This is a genomic window from Mesorhizobium sp. 113-3-3 (genome assembly GCF_016756495.1).
Lineage (GTDB): Bacteria > Pseudomonadota > Alphaproteobacteria > Rhizobiales > Rhizobiaceae > Mesorhizobium.
On the sequence record NZ_AP023243.1, the window covers coordinates 1722555 to 1743476 of the forward strand.

Annotated in this window: 20 protein-coding genes; 8 read left to right on the forward strand and 12 right to left on the reverse strand. The window is 64.1% G+C overall.

Features of this window, described 5'->3' with window-relative positions:
* The first annotated feature begins 333 nt into the window (after positions 1-333).
* From JG746_RS08365 to JG746_RS08380, 4 genes are all read left to right on the forward strand, one after another.
* A complete protein-coding gene (locus JG746_RS08365; protein WP_202357716.1) occupies positions 334-1686 on the forward strand; it encodes an extracellular solute-binding protein in 1353 nt (450 codons plus the stop codon).
* 167 nt (positions 1687-1853) lie between these two features.
* Positions 1854-2738 carry a carbohydrate ABC transporter permease gene (locus JG746_RS08370; RefSeq protein WP_202357717.1) on the forward strand — a complete coding sequence of 295 codons (885 nt, stop codon included), beginning with the start codon at positions 1854-1856 and terminating at the stop codon, positions 2736-2738.
* A gap of 7 nt (positions 2739-2745) precedes the next feature.
* The gene (locus JG746_RS08375) at positions 2746-3660 is read left to right on the forward strand and encodes an ABC transporter permease subunit (protein ID WP_202357718.1); all 915 of its coding nucleotides are present in this window, start codon (positions 2746-2748) and stop codon (positions 3658-3660) included.
* Between the two features lie 9 nt (positions 3661-3669).
* Positions 3670-4770 carry a sn-glycerol-3-phosphate import ATP-binding protein UgpC gene (locus tag JG746_RS08380; protein ID WP_202357719.1) on the forward strand — a complete coding sequence of 367 codons (1101 nt, stop codon included), beginning with the start codon at positions 3670-3672 and terminating at the stop codon, positions 4768-4770.
* Between the two features lie 99 nt (positions 4771-4869).
* Here the strand turns inward: JG746_RS08380 and JG746_RS08385 are convergent, their stop codons facing one another.
* The 3 genes from JG746_RS08385 to JG746_RS08395 form a co-directional block, all read right to left on the reverse strand.
* Positions 4870-5952, reverse strand: a complete 1083-nt coding sequence (locus tag JG746_RS08385; RefSeq protein ID WP_202357720.1) for an ABC transporter ATP-binding protein — start codon at positions 5950-5952, stop codon at positions 4870-4872.
* Positions 5949-7529: an ABC transporter permease gene (locus JG746_RS08390; RefSeq protein WP_202357721.1), complete on the reverse strand. Its 1581-nt coding sequence runs from the start codon at positions 7527-7529 to the stop codon at positions 5949-5951. The genes JG746_RS08385 and JG746_RS08390 overlap by 4 nt, the downstream gene beginning before the upstream one ends.
* A 175-nt stretch (positions 7530-7704) precedes the next feature.
* Positions 7705-8712: an iron ABC transporter substrate-binding protein gene (locus JG746_RS08395; protein ID WP_202357722.1), complete on the reverse strand. Its 1008-nt coding sequence runs from the start codon at positions 8710-8712 to the stop codon at positions 7705-7707.
* Positions 8713-9020: 308 nt separating this feature from the next.
* Here JG746_RS08395 and JG746_RS08400 point away from each other — a divergent pair, with 308 nt between their 5' ends.
* From JG746_RS08400 to JG746_RS08410, 3 genes are all read left to right on the forward strand, one after another.
* A complete protein-coding gene (locus tag JG746_RS08400; RefSeq protein ID WP_019861390.1) occupies positions 9021-9572 on the forward strand; it encodes a sigma-70 family RNA polymerase sigma factor in 552 nt (183 codons plus the stop codon).
* Position 9573: 1 nt separating this feature from the next.
* Complete coding sequence (locus JG746_RS08405; protein ID WP_202357723.1) at positions 9574-10212, forward strand: NrsF family protein; 639 nt, start codon at positions 9574-9576, stop codon at positions 10210-10212.
* 216 nt (positions 10213-10428) lie between these two features.
* Positions 10429-12339, forward strand: coding sequence for a PAS domain S-box protein (locus JG746_RS08410; RefSeq protein ID WP_244730707.1), 1911 nt, complete (start codon positions 10429-10431; stop codon positions 12337-12339).
* 27 nt (positions 12340-12366) lie between these two features.
* Here JG746_RS08410 and JG746_RS08415 read toward each other — a convergent pair whose 3' ends face one another.
* The 7 genes from JG746_RS08415 to JG746_RS08445 form a co-directional block, all read right to left on the reverse strand.
* Entirely contained in the window at positions 12367-13245 is an 879-nt protein-coding gene (locus JG746_RS08415; protein ID WP_172223650.1) for a 3-hydroxybutyryl-CoA dehydrogenase, read from the reverse strand.
* Between the two features lie 210 nt (positions 13246-13455).
* Positions 13456-14385, reverse strand: a complete 930-nt coding sequence (locus tag JG746_RS08420) for an electron transfer flavoprotein subunit alpha/FixB family protein (protein ID WP_032931838.1) — start codon at positions 14383-14385, stop codon at positions 13456-13458.
* Between the two features lie 20 nt (positions 14386-14405).
* Positions 14406-15155, reverse strand: a complete 750-nt coding sequence (locus JG746_RS08425; RefSeq protein WP_010911711.1) for an electron transfer flavoprotein subunit beta/FixA family protein — start codon at positions 15153-15155, stop codon at positions 14406-14408.
* Positions 15156-15390: 235 nt separating this feature from the next.
* Entirely contained in the window at positions 15391-16191 is an 801-nt protein-coding gene (locus JG746_RS08430) for a rhomboid family intramembrane serine protease (RefSeq protein WP_202357724.1), read from the reverse strand.
* A gap of 33 nt (positions 16192-16224) precedes the next feature.
* Positions 16225-16806 carry a cob(I)yrinic acid a,c-diamide adenosyltransferase gene (locus JG746_RS08435; RefSeq protein ID WP_202357725.1) on the reverse strand — a complete coding sequence of 194 codons (582 nt, stop codon included), beginning with the start codon at positions 16804-16806 and terminating at the stop codon, positions 16225-16227.
* Between the two features lie 24 nt (positions 16807-16830).
* Positions 16831-17022 carry a twin transmembrane helix small protein gene (locus JG746_RS08440; protein WP_202357726.1) on the reverse strand — a complete coding sequence of 64 codons (192 nt, stop codon included), beginning with the start codon at positions 17020-17022 and terminating at the stop codon, positions 16831-16833.
* A 25-nt stretch (positions 17023-17047) separates the two neighbouring features.
* Positions 17048-17914 (reverse strand): SDR family oxidoreductase, encoded by an 867-nt coding sequence (locus JG746_RS08445; RefSeq protein ID WP_202357727.1) that lies wholly within the window; start codon positions 17912-17914, stop codon positions 17048-17050.
* Between the two features lie 58 nt (positions 17915-17972).
* On the opposite strand from JG746_RS08445, the gene JG746_RS08450 reads away from it, so the two are divergent.
* Positions 17973-18824: a YihY/virulence factor BrkB family protein gene (locus JG746_RS08450; RefSeq protein ID WP_027047430.1), complete on the forward strand. Its 852-nt coding sequence runs from the start codon at positions 17973-17975 to the stop codon at positions 18822-18824.
* A 108-nt stretch (positions 18825-18932) separates the two neighbouring features.
* On the opposite strand, the gene JG746_RS08455 is transcribed toward JG746_RS08450, so the two are convergent.
* Entirely contained in the window at positions 18933-19847 is a 915-nt protein-coding gene (locus tag JG746_RS08455; protein WP_202357728.1) for a DMT family transporter, read from the reverse strand.
* A gap of 152 nt (positions 19848-19999) precedes the next feature.
* Positions 20000-20872, reverse strand: a complete 873-nt coding sequence (gene gluQRS, locus JG746_RS08460) for a tRNA glutamyl-Q(34) synthetase GluQRS (RefSeq protein WP_202357729.1) — start codon at positions 20870-20872, stop codon at positions 20000-20002.
* Positions 20873-20922: the final 50 nt, after the last annotated feature.

Consider the following 20922-nt stretch of genomic DNA (forward strand, 5'->3'; position numbering starts at 1 on the left):
GATTAAGACCTGGCTGTTGAAGGATCGATAAAGTCGCCTGCAACCAGAACGTGCTTTCCTGACGCATGGTCGGTGCCCTCTGCCGCACCCGCGGTCCATCCAACCTTTAGCCGGACAATCATCGCGGCCGGCATGGCCTTTACGTCCTTTGCAGTCGCGCTAGCTACCTATGCGCCGGTGTGCGTTTTGACGCCGGCCAAGCCGCCGAGGGAGAGGAACGAGCAGCTGTGCAAAGGCCGGAGAGCCACAACAGAACTGTCACATACCTTCTCTAAGAGAGCGGGCAAGGACTTGCGCAAGACCCTTGTCTCCAGCCACTCAAGAGGGAAAACCATGACTATGATCAAGCGGGGCTTTGCTGCCCTTGCCGCTGGTGCGCTCAGCTCTGCGCTGGCGATGCCTGCTTCTGCGGAACCGGTGAAATTCGACTTCTGGTTCGGCCTTTCGGGCGACCTCGCCCGTGTCGTCGACACGCTGTGCAAGAACTTCAATGAATCGCAGAAGGACTACGAAGTCGTCTGCACCAGCCAGGGCAATTACGACGCCACGCTGCAGAACACCATAGCGGCCTTCCGCGCCGGCAAGCAGCCGGCCGTCGTCCAGGTCTATGACGTCGGCACCGCCACCATGATGCTGTCGGGCGCCTACAAGCCAGCCGACAAGCTGATGGAAGAGAACGGCTACAAGATCGACTACGCCGACTATTTCCCCGGCATCGCGCGCTACTATGCGACGTCGAAAGGCGAGATGCTGTCCTTCCCGTTCAATTCCTCGACCCCGCTGATGTACTGGAACAAGGACGCCTTCGCCAAGATCGGCAAGACCGAAGCGCCCAAGACCTGGGAAGATGTCGGCGCCGATCTCAAGGCGTTGAAGGAGGCCGGCTATGAGTGTCCGATGGCCATCAACATCTCGGCCAACGAAAGCTGGCAGCTGATGGAGCAGTTCTCGGCGCTCCACAACCAGCCGATCGCCACCAAGAACAACGGCTATGACGGTCTCGACGCGCGCCTCGAAGTCAACAAGACCAAGTTCGTCCAGTACGTCACCGACCTCAAGAAGTGGTATGACGCCGGCCTGATCAAGATCAAGTCCAAGGATCTCGGCCAGGACATGGTCCAGGCCTTCGCCTCGGGCACCTGCCAGGTCATCCTGACCTCGGTCGGCGACCACGGCACGGTCGGCAGGACCCAGAAGGAAGGCATGAAGTGGGATGTCGCCGAACTGCCGGTCTATGCCGGCACGGAGCGCAAGAATTCGCTGGTCGGCGGCGCTTCGCTGTGGGTGCTTTCCGGCAAGTCGGACGCCGAATACAAGGGCGCGGCCGCTTTCCTGAACTTCATCCATGACCCCAAGACGGCTTTGTTCTGGTCGACCAACACCGGCTACATCCCGGTGACCAAGTCGGGCTTCGACTACATGAAGGGCCAGGGCTTCTACGACAAGGCCCCCTTCAAGGGCCGCGAAGTCGCCATCGCCAGCCTGACCGCGTCCGAGCCGACCGAAATCACCCGCGGCATCCGGCTGGGCAACTTCACCCAGATCCGCGCCGAGTTCGGCACGCAGATGCAGGCGATCTTCGCCAACAAGGTCAGCGTCCAGGAAGGCCTCGACACGCTGGTCAAGAACGGCGACGCCATCCTCGACCGCTTCCAGCAGACCTATCCGGGCAAGACCTTGCCCTGATGCCTGAAACGCCAAGGCCGCCCGTCGAGATTCGACGGGCGGCCATTTCATACCGGTTTTGATTTTTACGCATGTCTTTATCCCGAAACCGGTACCCATTTTCGGGAGACATGCTTTAGTCTTCCGCTGAGAAAGCGGGCTGACGGTTCAACGGCATCGGCGGATCGATGGAAAAACGCGTCACTTTCGGCAAATGGACGATCGGCATCCTCTTCGCGGTGCCACAGCTCCTCCTGATCTTCACCTTCTTCTACTGGCCGGCCGGCCAAGCCGTGTACTGGTCGCTGACGCTGCAGCAGCCCTGGGGCGGCGGCAACATCTGGGTCGGGCTCGACAATTTCCGCTCCATCCTGTCCAACGCCGACTACTGGAACTCGATCACCGCCAGCCTTGTCTTTGCCGGTATCAGCACCGGTCTTGCAATGTTCATCGCCCTGGTGCTCGCTGCCTTGACCGATCGGCAGCTCGCCGGCTCGCGGCTCTACCGCGTCGTCCTGATCTGGCCCTACGGCATCGCGGCGCCCGCGCTGGCGATGGCGTTCCGCTTCATCCTGGCGCCGGAGGCCGGCTTCATGGCTATGGTCAACCAGGTCTGGCCCGGCTTCTGGGACCCCGGCCTCGACGGCGCCGACGCCATGGCCTCGATCATCGTCGCCTTCTCGTGGAAATATGTCGGCTACAACTTCATCTTCTTCCTCGCCGCGTTCCAGGCCATCCCGCGTTCGCTGGTCGAGGCCGCCGCGATGGACGGTTCCGGCGTCATCAGGCGTTTCTGGGACATCCAGTTTCCGCTGATCACGCCGACCATCTTCTTCCTGCTGGTCATCAACATCACCGAGAGTTTCCAGGACTCCTTCGGCATCGTCGACATCATGACATCAGGCGGTCCGGCCAACGCGACCAATTTGATGGTCTACAAGATCTATTCGGACGGTTTCAAAGGCCTCGATTATTCAGGAGCCGCCGCGCAGAGCATCATCCTGATGCTGCTCATCATCGTGCTCACCATCTTCCAGTTCCGCTTCATCGAACGGCGCGTGCATTACAGGTGAGATGGACATGGTCGAGCGCACACCGTTCTTGAATTTCTTCACGCATCTGATCCTGTTCATCGGCTTCGTCTTTTGCATTGCGCCGTTCGTGGTTGTCGTCGTCGCGGCGTCCCACAACCTCAAGGATGTCAACGATGTGCCGATGTCACTGCTGCCGGGCAGCGACTTCTGGGTCAACATCAAGACCGCCTGGACGACGGCCGATCTCGGTCCCAAGCTGCTCAACAGCTTCATCATGGCGACAGGCGTCGCCGCCGGCAAAGTGATCATCTCGGCACTCACCGCCTTCTCGATCGTCTACTTCCGCTATCCCGGCCGCATGCTGATCTTCTGGCTGATCTTCATCACGCTGATGCTGCCGCTCGAAGTGCGCATCGTGCCGACCTACGCGGTTGTCGCCAACGTCCTTGAGCCCTATCAGGCGATCCTGGACCTGACCGGGATTTCCTGGCTGATCGAAAAAGTCTCGGGCGTGCATGTCGCGCTCAACCTGGGCATGCTCAATTCCTATCCAGGCCTGATCCTGCCGCTGATCGCCACCGCCACTGGCACCTTCCTCTACCGGCAGTTCTTCCTGACCGTTCCAGACGAGCTGACCGAGGCCGCGCGCATGGACGGCGCCGGTCCGCTGCGCTTCTTCATCGATGTCCTGTTGCCGCTGTCGCGCAACAATATGGCAGCGCTCGGCACCATCATGTTCCTCTGGGCGTGGAACCAGTACCTGTGGCCGCTGCTCATCACCACCGACCAATCGCATGCCACGGCGGTAACCGAGCTGAAGCAGCTCATCCCCAATGTCGGCGGCGCGCCCGAATGGCACATCGCCATGGCCGGGACGCTGATCGTCATGCTACCGCCGCTGGTCGTCGTGGTGCTGATGCAGCGCTGGTTCGTGCGCGGCCTGATCGCCACCGAGAAATAGGAGACAAGAATGGCCTCCATCGCCATACGCGGCGTCAAGAAGAACTACGCCAAGACGCAGGTCGTGCACGGCGTCGACCTCGACTTCGCCTCTGGCGAATTCGTCGTCATCCTGGGACCGTCGGGCTGCGGCAAGTCCACGCTGCTGCGCATGATCGCCGGGCTCGAGGAGATTTCCGATGGCACGATCGCCATCGACGGCACGGTGGTCAACAAGCTCGAACCGCGCGAGCGCGGCTGCGCCATGGTGTTCCAGAACTACGCGCTCTATCCGCATATGAGTGTTTCGCAGAACATCGGCTATTCGCTCAAGGTCGCCGGCGTTCCCTCGGCCGAGCGCCAGCAGCGCATCCAGGCGGTCGCCCGCACGCTGGAGCTCGAACACCTGCTCGACCGCAAGCCGATGGCACTTTCCGGTGGCCAGAGGCAGCGCGTCGCCATGGGCCGGGCCATGATCCGCGAGCCGAAGGTGTTCCTGTTCGACGAGCCGCTGTCCAATCTCGATGCCAAGCTGCGCGTGCAGATGCGCTCGGAAATCCGCAAGCTGCATCGCCGGCTGAACGCCACCTCGGTCTTCGTCACCCATGACCAGGTCGAGGCGATGACGCTGGCCGACCGGCTGGTGGTGATGAATGGCGGACGCGTCGAACAGGTCGGCACGCCAGGTGAGATCTACACCCGCCCGGCCAGCCGCTTCGTCGCCACCTTCGTCGGCGCGCCGGCCATGAACATTCTGGAAGGCACGGTCGAACTCGATGGGCTGTCGCTGCTCGGCGGCAGCCGGCGCCTGGCCATGGCACGCGCCGGCCTGCCGGTCGGCACCAAGGTCGCGATGGGCATCCGGCCGGAGACCGTCCGACTGGTGGCGCCCGGCACGGCCGGTGCGCTCGACGCCACCGTCGACCTGGTCGAGGAACTGGGCGCGGGGCGGGTCATCTATGTCGATCTCGACGGCGCGCCGTTTTCGGTGATGACATCGGAGGCCGTCCACCCCGAGCCCGGCAGCCAGGTCGGCCTGAAGATTTCGCCGCAGGACATGCATTTCTTCTCATCGGAGACGGGAAGCCGCCTCGATGTCTTCAAGGCGTCCGTGCCCGAGCCGGCGCTCTAATGCCTCGCTGAGCCGTGGCCGATCTACTTGGCCGAATCCGGAAAACGCATCATCGCGTGATCCCGCCACCGCGCCCCCGGGGGCAGCGCCGTTGGGCCTTCAAACGAAGACATGCGCCTTCCCCGACACGGTGAGCCGGACGATCTCGCCTACTGTCGGTGCGTCCATGCCGGATTTGCGCAGGATCAGCGGCGTGTTGCCGATGGCGGCGGCGTCTGGTGGATCGGCATTGTTCAGCAGCCGCACCGCGATCATGCAGGTTGACCCGGCGAATTCCGATTCCGTCACCTCGCCGAACAGCATGTCGGGGGTGCCCGACATGCCTTCACGCGATGTGCGCTTCAGCCCGATCTGCTCCGGCCGCAGCATGATGCGGGCAATATCGCGGCTGTCATTGGTATCGACGGCGATGCGGCCGAGCGGCGAGTTGGCGAAGCCGCCCGAGATGCTCGCCGGCAGGATGATGGCGTCGCCGAGGAACTCGGCGATCATCCTGTCCTTCGGCTTGAGGTAGAGATCGCGCGGCGTGCCGACCTGCGAGAATTTGCCGTCGCGCATCACCGCCACCTGGGCGGCGAAGGACAGTGCTTCGGCCTGGTCGTGGGTGACCAGGATGGTGGTGATGCCGGCCGCCTCCAGAAGTTCGGCCACCGCCTTGCGCATCGAGGCGCGCAGGCCGGTGTCGAGCGCCGAGAACGGCTCGTCGAGCAGCATCAGCCGCGGCTTCATCGCCATGGCGCGGGCGAGCGCCACGCGCTGCTGCTGGCCGCCGGAAAGCTCATGCGGGCGGCGCTTGAGGATCGCCTTGTCCAGGCCCACGATATAGGCGAGTTCGACAATGCGCTCGGTGCGCTTGTCCTCGCCTCGGCCCATGCCAAAACCGATATTGTCCGCGATGGTCAGATGCGGGAACAGGGCGCCGTCCTGCGCCACCACGCCGATGCCGCGGCGATGCGCCGGGACCGCGGCGCCGCCATTGGCCAGCACCTCGCCGTCGAGCACGATGCGGCCCTGGTCCGGCGCCTCGAAGCCGGCGATCAGCCGCAGCAAGGTGGTCTTGCCGCAGCCTGAAGGTCCGACGATTGCGGTCCGGCTGCCGCTGGCGACATCGAGGTCGACGCCGGCAAGGGCTGCGACGGGGCCGTAATGCTTGTGCAGGCCTTTGATTTCGAGAAAGCTCATCGTCCGGCCATCCGTTTCGACTGGACATAGAGCAGCCAGGTGAGCGGCAGCGACATCGCCACCATGATGAAGGCGTAAGGGGCCGCCGAGGCGTAGTCGATCTCACCGCTGTAGGACCAGAATGCCATGGCCAGCGTGCGGGTGCCGTTCGGCGCCAGCATCTGGGTCGCGGTCAGTTCGTTCATGATGCCGAGCGCCACCAGCGCCATGCCGGCCGCGGCACCTGGCGCCGACAGGCGGATGGTCGTCGACCACAGCGCGTTGAGCGGGCGCCTGCCCAGGCTGGACGCGGCGCGCTCGAGCTCGACCGGTGCCTGGGCGATCGAGGCGCGCAGGCTGACCAGGGCGCGCGGCAGGAACATGAGGGCATAGGCGACCAGGATCGTGAACAGCGTCTGATAGAGCGGCAGCGCGATGCGCACGGTGATGGTGACCAGCGCCAGCGCGATGACGACACCCGGTAGCGAGCCGACGATGTAGTTGCAACCCTCCAGCAGGCGTTGCAGCCGTCCCGGCGCGCGGATCGAGATCCAGGCCATCGGCATGGCGGCGACAGTGGCAAGCAGTGCCCCGGCAAGCGCCAGGAACAGCGTCTGGCCAAGCGCCAGGCCAATCTCGTCGAGACGCCAGACCTCGGCGCCGCCGGCGACGAGCCAGCGGCCGATGATGACGAACGGCACGCCAAGCGCCAGCAGCGTGGTGACGACCAGCAAGAGCAGGCTCGGCATGGTGGCGCGGCCGAGGCTCGTGCGTTGCTGGTGGCGCGCCGCGCCGGAGCCGACACGGGCATAACGCTCCTCGCCGCGTACCAGAACTTCGAGGCCCAGAAGCACGAAGCAGCAGGTCACCAGCACGCCGGCCAGCATGTTGGCGGCTGGTCCGTTGAAGGTCGACTGGAACTGGTCGACGATCGCCGTGGTGAAGGTGTCGAAGCGGATGAAGACGTAGAGGCCGTATTCGGCCAGCAGATGCAGCCCGACCAGCAGCGAGCCGCCGCAGATGGCGAGCCTCAGCTGCGGCAGTACGACACGCCAGAAGACGCGCCGGGGTCCAAGGCCGAGGGCGGCGGCTGCGTCCTCCAGGGCCGGATCGAGACGGCGCAGCGCCGCCGATATGGGCAGATAGAGGAAGGGGAAATAGGCGATCACGGACACCAGCACGCCGGCCCACAGGCCATGCAGGCTGGGCACCATGGTGATCCAGGCATAGGAATGCACGAAAGCGGGAATGGCGAGCGGCGCCACGCACAGCCAGGCCCACAGCCTGGCGCCGGGCAGGTCGCTGCGCTCGGTCAGCCAGGCCAGCGCCACCGACAGCACGATGGCGATCGGCACGGTCAGCAGCACCAGCAGCGTGGTGTTGATCAGCAGTTCGCCGACACGCGGCCGCAAGACCAGCGCGGACACGGTCTCCCAGCCGGTCTGGATTGCGATCCAGATGATGAAGGCGAGCGGCAACAGGGCGAACAGCGCGACGAGAGCAGCGGCGGTGACAAGCCAGGGCGCGGCGCGGCGCTGCGGCATTTGTCGCATCCTCGACGTCAGGCCGGCGCGCGTGAGATCGACCGCGGACTGCATCAGCTCGGACGCCCCGCGGTTGCGGCGCGGTGCCAGCAACCAGGGGACCACGGTCGGAGGTCAGGAACGCAGCGTGTCGTCATCGACGAAGGCCATCTCGAAAACAAAACGCTCCCGCGGAAGGTGAATTCTCGCGGGAGCACGGTCGGTTTGTCCTTATTAGGACGAACGGCAACTAAAGCAAGCCGGCTGCCGTCATCAGGTCGGTGACCTTCTTGGAGTTCAGCGTCGTGGCGTCGACTTTCGGCGCCTGCAGGTCGGCCAGCGGAACGAGCTTCGGGTTGGACTCGGCACCCTTGCCGACAGCGTATTCGAAGGAGTTCCCGTTCTTCAGCACATCCTGGCCGCCCTTGCCGGTCACCCATTTCAGGAAGGCCTGGGCTTCCTTCTGGTGCTTGCTCGAGGCGAGCACGCCGCCACCCGAGACCGAGACGAAAGCGCCCGGATCCTGGTTCTTGAAATAGTGCAGCGCGACGTTCTTGCTGTTCTCGCCGGTCTTGGCCTGATCGCCGAAGTAGTAATAGTGGTAGATCACGCCGCCTTCGATCTCGCCGGCGTTGACCGCCTTCATCACCGTGCTGTTGCCCTTGTAGGCGGTGAAGTTCGCCTTCATCGCCTTCAGCCAGTCCGCCGTGGCGGCCTCGCCCTTGAGCTGCAGCAATGCGCTGACGATGGCCTGGAAATCGGCGCCCGAGGGCGAGGCGGCCCAACGGCCCTTCCAGCTCGGATCGGCGAGATCGAGCAGCGACTTCGGCAACTGGTCGGCCTTTAGCTTGGTCGTGTTGTAGGCAAAGACGGTGCTGCGCGCGGCCACGCCCACCCATTTGCCGCTGGTCGCCTGATAGTCCTGCGGCACCTGCGCCAGTGTGTCGGCATCGACGGGCGCGAACAGGCCGGCATTCTCGACCAGCACCATGGCGGGTGAATTCTCCGTCAGGAAGACGTCGGCGGGCGAGGCGGCGCCTTCGGCGACGATCTGGTTGGAGAAGTCGCTGTCGCCGCCATTGCGCAGCGTGACCTTGATGCCGGTCTCCTTGGTGAAACCTTCGGCCCATTCCTTGGCCAGGCTTTCGTGCTGGGCGTTGTAGACGATGATGCCGGCATCCTCCGCCGTCGCCGGACCGGCGGCCAGGCCGATTGCAAGTGCGGTGGCACCGACAAGGGCGGAAAGGGTGTATTTCATGGCGTCATCCTCGTTTGGTTGGTCTTGTCACGCTGCACCTATCGATACCTGACACGCGTAGTCAAGATTGTTGATGTGCTTCAATCGGTCGCTGAGGCGCAAAGGTCGGCGTGAGGGGGACAATTCCATGTGAAGGCCGCCCGGACCGATGGTTTCCCGCAAGACGTCCCCGCAGACCTCCGCTCTGGGGCTGTGCCTTCAAGCACCCGCAATCTTTCGTGATTTGCCCGTAGTTTGGCTTGGACATTATTTCGCCGGCCACGTAACAAATCAGTGCCGAGGCACGAAAATCGGGGGAGTGAACTCTTGTGAGCGGCAAGGACGAAGCCGAGCTTTCCCGGCTCTTGCGGGCCGCGATCGCCGGAGATGAAAAGGCCTATGCCGACTTTCTGCACCGGATTGCCGCGCTGGTGCGCGGCTTTGTCCGGCGCAAGATCGTGCAGGGCGGAGTCGACCCCGAGGATGTCGTGCAGGAAACCTTGCTGGCCATTCATGTGAAACGGCATACCTGGCGCCAGGACGCGCCGGTGCTGCCGTGGATCTATGCCATCGCCCGCTTCAAGCTGATCGATGCGTTCCGGCGGCGCGGCCGGCGCATTGAAATCGATGTCGATGATATCGCCGAGACCTTCGCCGAACCGGAAACCGAAACCGTCAGCGAGCGCGACATCAACAGGGCCCTGGACGGGCTGCCGCCGGCACAGCGTTCGGTGGTTTCGGCTGTATCGGTGGAAGGCCGCTCGATCGGCGAGACCGCAGCGAAGTTCGGCATCAGCGAGACGGCGGTGCGTGTGTCGCTGCATCGGGGGCTTGCCGCCATAGCCAAGCGATTCGGGCAGGGGCGGTTCGGGCGGGAATGACATGAGGACCGAGGATCTCATCAAGGCGCTCGACGCCGATGCAACCAGCAAGGCGATGCCATTGCGTTCGGCCTGGTGGCTGGCTGCCGGCGCGGCCATTGTCATCGCGGCAATCGTTTTCCTGCTGACGATCGGCCCGCGCCCCGACTTCATGGTTGCCGCGCACACGATGCGCTTCCTGTCCAAGTTCGTTTTCACCATCGAGCTGGCCACCAGCGCCTTCGCCCTAATCCGCGCTCTGTCGACGCCTGGCGCCTCGACGGCTTGGGCGATGGCAGGGATGCTGGCCGCGCCGCTGCTGGTGGCCGTGGCGGTGGTTCTGGAGCTCTTCATGGTGCCGGAGGCGTTGTGGGGCACCAGGATGATCGGCTCCAACATGATGATCTGCATGGGCTTCATCCCGCTGATCGGCATCGGCCCTCTGGCCATCTTCCTGTGGATGCTGCGCTACGGCGCGCCGACACGGCCGGTGCTTGCCGGCGCGGTTGCGGGGCTGCTTGCCGGGGGGCTGGCGGCAACCTTCTATGCCGCGCACTGTTTTGACGATTCGCCGCTTTTCGTCGCCACCTGGTACACGATCGCGATCGCGGTTCTCGCCTTGCTTGGCGCGCTCGGCGGGCGGTTTTTCGTGCGCTGGTAGCACGGGACCCGCAAACAGGTCCCCTGCATACCGATCCTTAATCATGCCGGCAATTGTTTGCCGGTTGACCATGTCGCGGTACCCCCACGCAACCTTTCCTTAAAATCGATCCTTCAGGATTTTCTCGGGAAAAAGCGATTGCCCACGGGGGTGGCACGGATCGTGAGACTACGAGGACCGATCAGGCTCCACAAACATGCAGCGCCGGCGTTGCTCGTGGCCGGCTTGGCCGTGGCGGCGGCCTCGGTCATGTTGTCGAGGCTGGACCTTGGCGCGGAAGCGCTCAGGCTTTGCCTTCAAGTGTCGGTCGCCATGACAATCGGCGCGCTTTTTTTCGCCTATCTCTTCATTGGCCGCATCTCGGAAGACCGGCGGCAGATCGCGGAGAGCGAGCAGCGCTTCCGCCGGGCGATGGAGGACTCGGCAATCGGCATCGTCGTCGTCGCCCTGGATGGGCGCATCGTGCAGACCAATCCGGCCTTCGCCTCGATGCTTGGCTACAGCCGCGAAGAGATGGAGGCGCTGACCTTTTTCCAGATCACGCACCCTGACGACCTGCATGTCGGACAAGAGACCATGGAAGGCATCAAAGCCGGCACGGTCAATGCTTTCCAGTTCGAGAAGCGTTACCTCAAGAAGGACGGCACGCCCGTCTGGGCGCATCTCGCCGGCTCCGTCATTCGAGAGGAGACGAGCGGCCGCCCGCTCTATCTCGTTTCGCAGATCGAGGACATCGACGCGCGCAAGCAGGCCGAGGCGCGTATTGCCGAGGCCGAAACGCGCTGGAATTTCGCGCTCGCCGGCGCCGGCCAGGGTGTCTGGGATCTCGACATCCGCAAAGGCGGCACGACCTACTCCTCGACCTGGGTCAAGATGCTCGGTTATGCGGATGGCGAACTTGACGGCGACCCCGATCGTTGGCTGACGATGATCCATCCCGACGATCGCGAAACCGTCGCCGAGGCGGACCGCGCCCATCTCGACGGCAAGACGGAGTTCTTCGAAGCCGAGTTCAGGATGCGTCACAAGGACGGCCGCTGGATCTGGATCCTCGACCGCGGCAAGGCCATCGAGCGCGACGGGGAGGGGCGTCTGATCCGTGCCATCGGCAGCCTGACCGACATTACCGGGCGCAAGGAGGCCGAGGAGCGCCTGACCGTGTCGGCGGCAATGCTGGCCGACGAGAAGGAGCGGCTTCGGGTGACGCTGCAGTCGATCGGCGATGCCGTCATCTGCACCGATGCCGCGAACCGCGTCACATTCATGAACCCGGTTGCCGAGAAGCTGACCGGCGTTTCGGCGGAGGCGGCTCTGGGCAAGACGCTCGGCCATGTTTATTGGGCGGTCGACGAGGAAACGGGACACAGGATCGGCGTGACGCGGCCGGCGATCGGCGCGGAGGCGCCTTCCGACCAGAACAGCCGCGCCGTGCTGATCCGCCGCGACGACACGCGCTGCAGCATCCGCCAGGTCGTGTCGCCGATCATGAACGAGCGCAACGAATTCTGCGGACTGGTCATCGTCTTCCAGGACTTCACCGATGCGCGCGCCCTGCAGCGCCAGCTTGCCCATGCCGCCGCGCATGATGCGCTGACCGGCCTTGCCAATCGCTCGAGCTTCATCCGCACCATGGAGGGATTGGTCGATCAAGCGCGCAAGGACGGCACGGCGGCCGGGAGCGGCCATCAGTTCATGTTCATCGACCTCGACCATTTCAAGCTGGTCAACGACACCGGCGGGCACGCCGCCGGCGACGCCCTGCTGAAGCGGGTCGCCGAGGCCGTGCGCGGCGTGCTCGGGCCCGAAGACATCGTCGCGCGCCTTGGCGGCGACGAGTTCGCGGTCGTCCTGAAATCGGGTTCGACCGCCGGCGCCAGGATCGCGGCGCGCTCAATCATCGATGCCATAGCCAGCCTGAACTTCACCTGGGATGGCCGGCCGCATGCCATCGGCGCCAGCATCGGGCTGGCGGCGATCAACGGCCATTGCGGCGAGGCGGACGAGATCATCGCAAGGGCCGACGCCGCCTGCTACGCGGCCAAGGCGGCCGGCCGCGGATGCGTTTGCGCGGCACCCGACGGCAGGATCACCGACGACAGGCCGGAGCCGCTTGCCGCAGCCTCCTGAGGGGAGATTTCCCGAAGATCGTGAGGCTCAGCGCGTCGGAACGGGGTGCTCGCCGCGATAGTCGTAGAACCCGCGCCCGGTCTTGCGGCCGAGCCAGCCGGCTTCGACATATTTCACCAGCAGCGGGCAAGGGCGGTACTTCGAATCCGACAGGCCGTCATGCAGCACCTGCATGATCGACAGGCAGGTGTCGAGGCCGATGAAGTCGGCCAGCTGCAGCGGTCCCATCGGATGGTTGGCGCCGAGCCGCATGGCGGTGTCTATGGCGTCGACCGAGCCGACACCTTCGTAAAGCGTGTAGATCGCCTCGTTGATCATCGGCAACAGGATGCGGTTGACGATGAAGGCCGGGAAATCCTCCGAGACCGTGATCGTCTTGTCGAGCTGCTTCACATAGGTCTTCGCCGCCTCGAAGGTCTGGTCCTCGGTGGCGATGCCGCGCACCAGCTCGACCAGCTTCATCAGCGGCACCGGGTTCATGAAATGAATGCCGATGAAGCGCTCGGGCCGGTCGGTCTGCGCGGCGAGCCGGGTGATCGAGATCGACGAGGTGTTGGTCGCCAGTATGGCTTCGGGATTGAGCTGCGGACAGAGCTGCGCGTAGATCTTGCGCTTGACGGTTTCGTCCTCGGTCGCCGCCTCGATCACCAGATCGGCGCCGGCGAGATCGGCCATAGCCGGTGCAGAAGAAATACGTGCCATCGCCTGGTTGCGCAGCTTCTCGTCGAGCTTGCCGGAGCCCACCTGGCGGGCCATGTTGCCGCTGATGGTGGCGATGCCCTTTTCAATGCGGTCGGGCGAAATATCGTAGATCAGCACCTTGTAGCCCGAAAGCGCGGAGACATGGGCGATACCTCCACCCATCTGGCCCGCGCCGATGATGCCGATCGTCTCGATCTTGCTCATTACACCGATCCCGTCCGGAGCCCTTCCGCATGCATTGCGAAAGCGCTCCACCTCTTAAGTCTATCGCAATTCCGGACGCAAAACCGCTGCGCACTTTTGCTGGAATTGCTTTTGGCCTTTGTGGCCTGCTTTTTGTGCGGTGCAAACTAAAAGGGCGGGGCGACTTCGTCTACCCCACCCCAGGCATTTAATACGCTTTGTCGGAAAGCGTCAAAGCGCCTTCTGCAACTCCGGCAGAATGACGAAGAGATCGCCGACGAGGCCGTAGTCGGCAACCTGGAAGATCGGGGCCTCCTCGTCCTTGTTGATGGCGACGATGACCTTGGAATCCTTCATGCCGGCGAGGTGCTGGATGGCGCCGGAGATGCCAACCGCGATGTAGAGGTCGGGAGCGACCACCTTGCCCGTCTGGCCGACCTGCCAGTCGTTCGGTGCATAGCCGGCGTCGACCGCGGCACGCGAGGCGCCGACCGCCGCACCGAGCTTGTCGGCGACCGGCAGGATGACTTCCTGGAACTTCTCCGACGAGCCAAGCGCGCGGCCGCCCGAGATGATGATCTTGGCCGAGGTCAGTTCCGGACGGTCGGTCTCCGACAGCTTGTTCTCGACGAAGGTGGACAGGCCGGGATTGGCCGCCGCCTTGACGGTCTCGACCGCGGCCGAGCCGCCCTCGGGCGCCGCCTGGAAGGAGGCGGTGCGCACGGTGATGACCTTCTTGGCGTCGGTCGACTGCACGGTCTGGATGGCGTTGCCGGCATAGATGGGCCGCTTGAAGGTGTCGGGCGAAACCACTTCGATGATCTCGGACACCTGCGCGACATCGAGCAGGGCGGCGACGCGCGGCGCGACGTTCTTGCCCGACGAGGTCGCCGGCGCGATGATGGTGTCATAGCCGCCGGCCAGCGACACGACGAGGGCGGCCGTCGGTTCGGCGAGGCGCTCGGCGAGTTCATCGGCTTCGGCGAGCAGCACCTTGCTGACGCCCTTGAGCTTGGCCGCGGCGTCCGCCGCGCCCTTGGCGCCCTTGCCGGCCACCAGCACATGCACGTCCGAGCCGATCTGCAGGGCCGCGGAAAGCGCCTTGGCGGTCTGGTCGGAAAGGCTGGCGTTGTCGTGTTCTGCGATGAGGAGAATTGCCATTTTATCTGTTCCTTCCGATCTCAGAGCACGCCGGCTTCGTTCTTGAGCTTGTCGACCAGTTCGGCGACGCTCTTGACCTTGACGCCCGCCTTGCGGCCGCCCGGCTCCTCGGTCTTGATGACCTTGAGGCGCGGCTTGACGTCGGCGCCGTAGTCGGCCGGGGTCTTTTCGTCGAGCTGCTTCTTCTTGGCCTTCATGATGTTGGGCAAAGAGGCATAGCGCGGCTGGTTGAGGCGAAGATCGGCGGTGATGATCGCCGGCATCTTCAGTTCCACCGTCTGCAGGCCACCGTCGACTTCGCGCGTCACCTTGGCCTTGTCGCCGTCGAGGACGACCTTGGAGGCGAAGGTGCCTTGCGCCCAGCCGAGCAGGGCCGCCAGCATCTGGCCGGTCTGGTTGGAATCGTCGTCGATCGCCTGCTTGCCGAGAATGACGAGGCCGGGCTGTTCGGCATCGACCACGCCCTTCAGCACCTTGGCGACGCCAAGCGGCTCGGTCTGCTCGTCGGTCTTGACCAGAATGGCGCGGTCGGCGCCCATGGCGAGCGCGGTGCGCAGGGTTTCCTGCGCCTGCTGCGGGCCGATCGAGACGACGATGATCTCTTCGGCCTTGCCGGCTTCCTTGAGCCGGATTGCCTCCTCCACCGCGATCTCGTCGAACGGGTTCATCGCCATCTTGACGTTGGCGAGTTCCACCGCTGAACCGTCGGCCTTCACGCGAACCTTGACGTTCGCATCCACAACCCGCTTCACGGGCACAAGGATCTTCATTTGCCTGTCACCTCTTCACGCTAGTTGGGCGCGCTATAACAGCTTGTGCCCCTTCTGAGTTGTCGAAAGCCGACATTCCTGACTGAATTCCGGCCAGACGGAATTCCGGCCGGATGGAAATTCTGGTCTTTGACCGTCTTGCACTGCTCCTTAACAGCCCTGGGGCTCGGACGGAGACGTTTCCGTAGTTGCGGCAACTCTTGACGTCAATACGCCGAAAGCCGCTCAAATCGGTTCAGTTCGAGCCAGAAGGGCTTCCTCGGCCCCAGCGCGTCGTTGTGGCCGGCGGTTCGGGCGCCGCTGGCTTAGCAGCAGCTGGCGGCTGGTCGGGAGCGGGAGCCACGGTGTCCTCGTCGGCGCCGGCAAAAAGCGGCACGCCGCGGCTGCGCAGCACCAGCACCAGCACCGCACCGGCAATGATGCCGCCAATATGGCAGGCCCAGGAAATCTGGTCCTCGCCGGCGGCGGCGAACATGACGACCTGGAACAGCACCCACAGGACGAGCGGGATGAAGGCCGGAATGCGCAGCGGGATGCGGGCAAAGGCCAGCACCCAGACCTTCACCCTGGGATAAAGGATCAGATAGGCGACGACCACGCCGGCGATGGCGCCGGAGGCGCCGATCAGCGGCACCTGCGAATCCCAGGCGACAAGTCCCTGGAAGGCGGCGCCGGCGATGGCGCACAGGAGATAGAAGATCAGGTAGCGGACGTGGCCGAGCGCGTCCTCGACATTGTCGCCGAACACCCACAGGAACAGCATGTTGCCGCCAAGGTGGAAGATGTCGGCATGCAGGAAGGAATAGGTGAGGTAGCTCAGGCTTTCCGGAATGATGATGAACCGAGGATCAAGCTCGGCGGTGTTGTGCACCACGGACGGGATAAAGCCGAGGCCAAGCACGGCGGCATTGGTGAAGTTCTCGCCGCCGAGTGCGGTGGCGCAATAGACCAGCGCGTTGACCACGATCAGGCCGATCGTCACATATTGCAGGCGGATGTGGCGCAGCCTGTTTGTGTCGTAAAGCGGGATGAACATGCGTGCCTGGTCCCCTCCCGCGTTTCGATCCGTTCAGCGGTTCTTGCCGGGAACCCATAGCACGTCGGCATTTCCGTTGTCATTGACCGCCCGGGCGGCGACAAACAGGAAATCCGAGACCCGGTTGATGTATTTCAACCCGTCCCGATTGACGTGTTCGCCCGGGTCCTGGGCCAGCGCCACCATCAGCCGTTCGGCCCGCCGCGCCACCGTGCGGGCCAGATGAAGTGCTGCCGCCGCCGGCGTGCCGCCGTTGAGGACGAAGGATTTGAGCGGCTGGAGATCCTTGTTGAGGAGATCGATGTCCTTCTCGACACGGTCGGTCTGCGCGGCAACGATGCGCAAGGGCTCGTAGCCAAGCGGCTTGCCGTCATCGGGCACGGCAAGGTCGGCGCCGAGGTCGAAGAGATCGTTCTGGATGCGCGACAGCATGGCATCGATCGCCGGGTGGCTGGCCGCCGTGTGCACGCGCGCCATGCCGATGCAGGCATTGGCCTCGTCGACCGTGCCGTAGGCGTCCACGCGCAGGTCGGATTTCAGCCGCCGCTCACCGGTGCCGAGACCCGTCGTGCCGTCATCGCCGGTGCGGGTGTAGATCTTGTTGAGTTTGACCACGTTGCCTCCCCGCTGCCGATATCCTCACTTGCGGGTGAAATACACGGCCAGAAGGATCAGCACCAGCGCGACCGCCTGCAGCATGACGCGTGCCTGCATCAGCTTGTTCGAAGTGACGCCGGAACCGCCGCGCATCATATTGACGAGGCCTCGGATCAGGACGATCACCACCGCGGCCATGACCAGAATGGCGAGGATGTTGAAGACGGTTGCCATTGTAGCGTTTCCAGTTGTTTCGCGTTCAGGCGCGTTTGGCCATCAGGCGGTAGAGCATCGAAGCCGGCAGGATACGTTTGAGCGCCGTGCCGATTTTAGCCGGCACTGTTACCACATAGTGCGGGCGCGGGCGCCGCGACAGAAGGGCATGGCGCAGAACCTTGTGGACCACTTCCGGCCCGGGCTTCAGCGCCGATTGGCTGCCGCCGGCGCGCAGCCGCTCCAGCTGCGCGGCATAGTCCGCGCGGTGCACGGAATTCTCGATGTCGATGTTCTTCAGGAACCAGGGCAGGCCGTTGCTGGCGATCTTCGACTTCACCGGTCCAGGCTCGATCAGCGAGACATGGACGCCGCTGCCTTCCAGTTCCTGGCGCTGGCAGAGCATGAGCGCCTCGAGCGCGTGTTTGGATGCCGAATAGGCGCCGCGAAAGCGCACCGGTACGAGGCCGAGGATCGACGAGCAATGGACGAGACGGCCATGGCCCTGGCGGCGCATCACCGGCACGAGACGGCGGGTCAGATCGTGCCAGCCGAAGAAATTGACCTCGAACTGCTCCTTGAGCGCGGCAACCGACAGATCCTCGACCGCGCCGGCCTGGGCGTATGCGCCGTTGTTGAACAGGGCATCGAGCCGGCCGCCGGTGCGCTCGAGCATCGCCGTCACCAGGGCGGCAATGGAGTCCGGTTCGCTGTAATCGAGGTAAAAGGCCTCGATGCCGTCCGCTTCGAGGGCGGCGATGTCCTCGGGTTTTCGGGCCGTTGCAAAGACCCGCCAGCCTTCCGCCTTGAGTGCCCGCGCGCAATATGCACCTATGCCGGACGAGGCGCCGGTGACGATGATGGTGCGCAACTGCTGCGCCGTCGGACTCGTGGTTTCGCCAAGGGTTGCCATTTGCCGCATTCACTTCCCATATTCGCGGCGTCGAGACAATCGAAGGGAACGCGGGTTCTTGCTGCGGAATATTGTCGCTCTGCGCCGCGTGCTCTACGACGCGCTCGGCCATTTCAACACCGATGATGGCTGGGCGATGGCCAGCCATCTGGCGATCACGTCGCTGATGGCGCTGTTTCCGTTCCTGATCTTCGCCACCACGCTGGGCAGCTTCCTCGGCGCCCAGGCCTTTGCCGACACGGCCGTGCATCTGGTGTTCGACACTTGGCCGGACCAGATCGCCAAGCCGATCGCGCATGAGGTGCTCAACGTGCTGACCGTCCGGCGCACCGATTTGTTGACCTATGGCGTGCTGCTTGCCGCCTACTTTGCCTCGAACGGCATCGAGGCGCTGCGCACCTCGCTCAACCGCGCCTATCGCGTAACCGAGACGCGCGGCATCATCTATCGCCGGGTGCAGAGCATCTTCTTCGTGCTGATCGCGACGGCCGGCTTCCTGGCGATCAGCGTGCTCCTGGTTTTCGCGCCGTTGCTGGCGCGGCTGGCGGAAGCGCATTTCGAATGGATAAAGCCCTATACCGGCACGATCACGCTGTGGCGCTACGTCATTGCCTCAGCCGTCATCATCGGCGGGCTGTTTGCCGTGCATTACTGGCTGCCGGCCGGCAAGCGCCGCTTCGTCTCGCTGGTGCCGGGCATCGTCTTCACGCTGGCCGCATGGCTTATCGGCTCGACGATGTTCGCTACCTATCTCGACCATTTCTCGTCCTATGTGACGACCTATGCCGGTCTCGCCTCGATCATGATCGCGGTGGTCTTCCTCTACATCGTCTCGGCGATCTTCATCCTCGGCGGCGAGCTCAATGCCGCCATCAGCCGCTATCTGGAGGCGCGGGCGAGGGTCGGATGAGGAAAGGAAGAACTGGAGAATTGGAGAATTAAAGAACTGAAGACGAGATACACAGCGCCAAATACGGCTGCTTTCCTCAGTTCCTCAGTTCCTCAGTTCCTCAGTTCCTCAGTTCCTCAGTTCTCCTGCTCTCTTCAAACCCTCAGCTCTCCCCTTGCCCTGCCGCGCCGTCGCCAGGCCGACGCCGAAGGTGGTGATCGCCATGCCGACGATCTGCAGCGCGTTGAGCTGTTCGTTGAACAGCGCCCAGGCGATGATGGCCGTCACCGCCGGCACCAGGTAGAACAGCGAGGCGACTTTCGACATTTCGCCGTCGCGGATCATCACCATCAAGAGGAAGATGGCGCCGAGCGACAGCACCAGCACCAGCCAGGCCATGGCGAAGATCAGTTCGCCGTTGATGATGACGGTGTGCGTTTCGAAAGCGAGCGCGGCCAGGATCATCAGCGAGGCGCCGCCGACATATTGCCACATGGTCGCCGCCACGAGGTCGCCGCCGGACGCAAAGCGCTTTTGCCAGATGGTGCCGGCGCTCATGCCGAGCACCGAGACCAGTGAGGCGGTCAGCGTCGCCGCCGTTACGCCGCCGCCGAGCGCGCCGAGCTTCGGCCACAGCACGATGACGATGCCGATCAGGCCGATGCCAAGGCCAAGCCAATGGCGCGGCAGGATGGCCTCGCCCAGGAACTTGCCGGCCAGTACGGCGGTGATCAGCGGCTGCAGGCCGACGATCAGGGCCGAAAACCCGGCCGGCATGCCCCTGTGGATGGCCCAGAAGACGGCGCCGAGATAGACGCCATGCATCAGCACGCCGGCGCCGGTGGCGTGCAGCGCCTCCTTGCGTGTGGCGCGTTTCGAACCCAGGACGGGCATCAGGGCAGCCAGCAGGATGGCCGCTATGACGAAACGGGCGGCAAGGAAGGTGAACGGCTCCGCCCATGGCATGGCGTAGCGCGCGCCGATAAAGCCGGTCGCCCACAGGACGACGAAGGTGGCCGGGATGAACCGCTTGATGCTGTGCATTTTCGGGAGATCGCCGTGCTGGTGAGAAATTGACCGTGGCGCTGCTGTAATCCCGTTCGATCCGGCGCGCAAAACGAAACGATTGATCCATGCATCACGGGAATTCAACCGGCGGTGCCCCGACACACGCTTCCCAGAGGCCTTCACCAGGCTTAGAGACCGACCATCCGCCTGATATCGTCAGGTGACGCGCCGGCCCCGCGCAATTTGGCAAGGCCGGTGTCGCCAAGGCTCTTCGACAGCTTTCGCCCGTCCGGGCCGAGGATGAGCCGATGGTGAAAATAGACGGGTTGCGGCAGCCCGAGCAATTCCTGCAGCAGGCGCTGCACGCTGGTCGCGAAAAACAGGTCCTGCCCGCGCACGACATGGCTGACGCCTTGCAGGGCATCGTCGACAATGACGGCGAGGTGGTAGCTGGTCGGGATGTCGCGGCGCGCCACGATCACGTCGCCCCAGTCCTGTGGGCGGGCCTCCACCGAGCGGGTCGCCGACAGCGATTCATCGGTGAATTCGGTCCATGCGAGATCGCCGACGCGCGCGACAGCGGCATCGACATCAAGCCGCCAGGCGAAGGGTTCGTTGTCGGCGATGCGGCGTTTGCGCTCGTTCGGGGCCAATGCCTTTTCGATCGGGGGATATAACGGCACGCCGTCAGGGTCGCGCGGCCAGTCGCGCCCGCGCTTTTCGCTGTCGGCGATGAAGGCACGGATGTCGCCCCGGCTCATGAAGGCGGGATAGACGAGATCCTCCTGGATCAGCCGGTCGAGCACCGCCTGATACTGCGCGAAATGCTCGGATTGGCGGCGCACCGGCTTTTCCCAGGCAAGGCCCAGCCATTTCAGGTCGGCAAGCACGCCCGCCTCGAATTGCGGCGTGCAGCGCGTTGTGTCGATATCCTCGATGCGCAGCAGCAGGCGGCCGTCATGGGCCTCGGCGAGCCTCTGGTTGAGAAGCGCCGAATAGGCGTGGCCAAGATGCAGTTCGCCGTTGGGGCTGGGCGCGAAGCGGAATGTCAGGAGCGTCATGTCTCAAGCGGCAATCGGGTTGTGCTGCGGTTTTGGCCGTTGCTACTTTG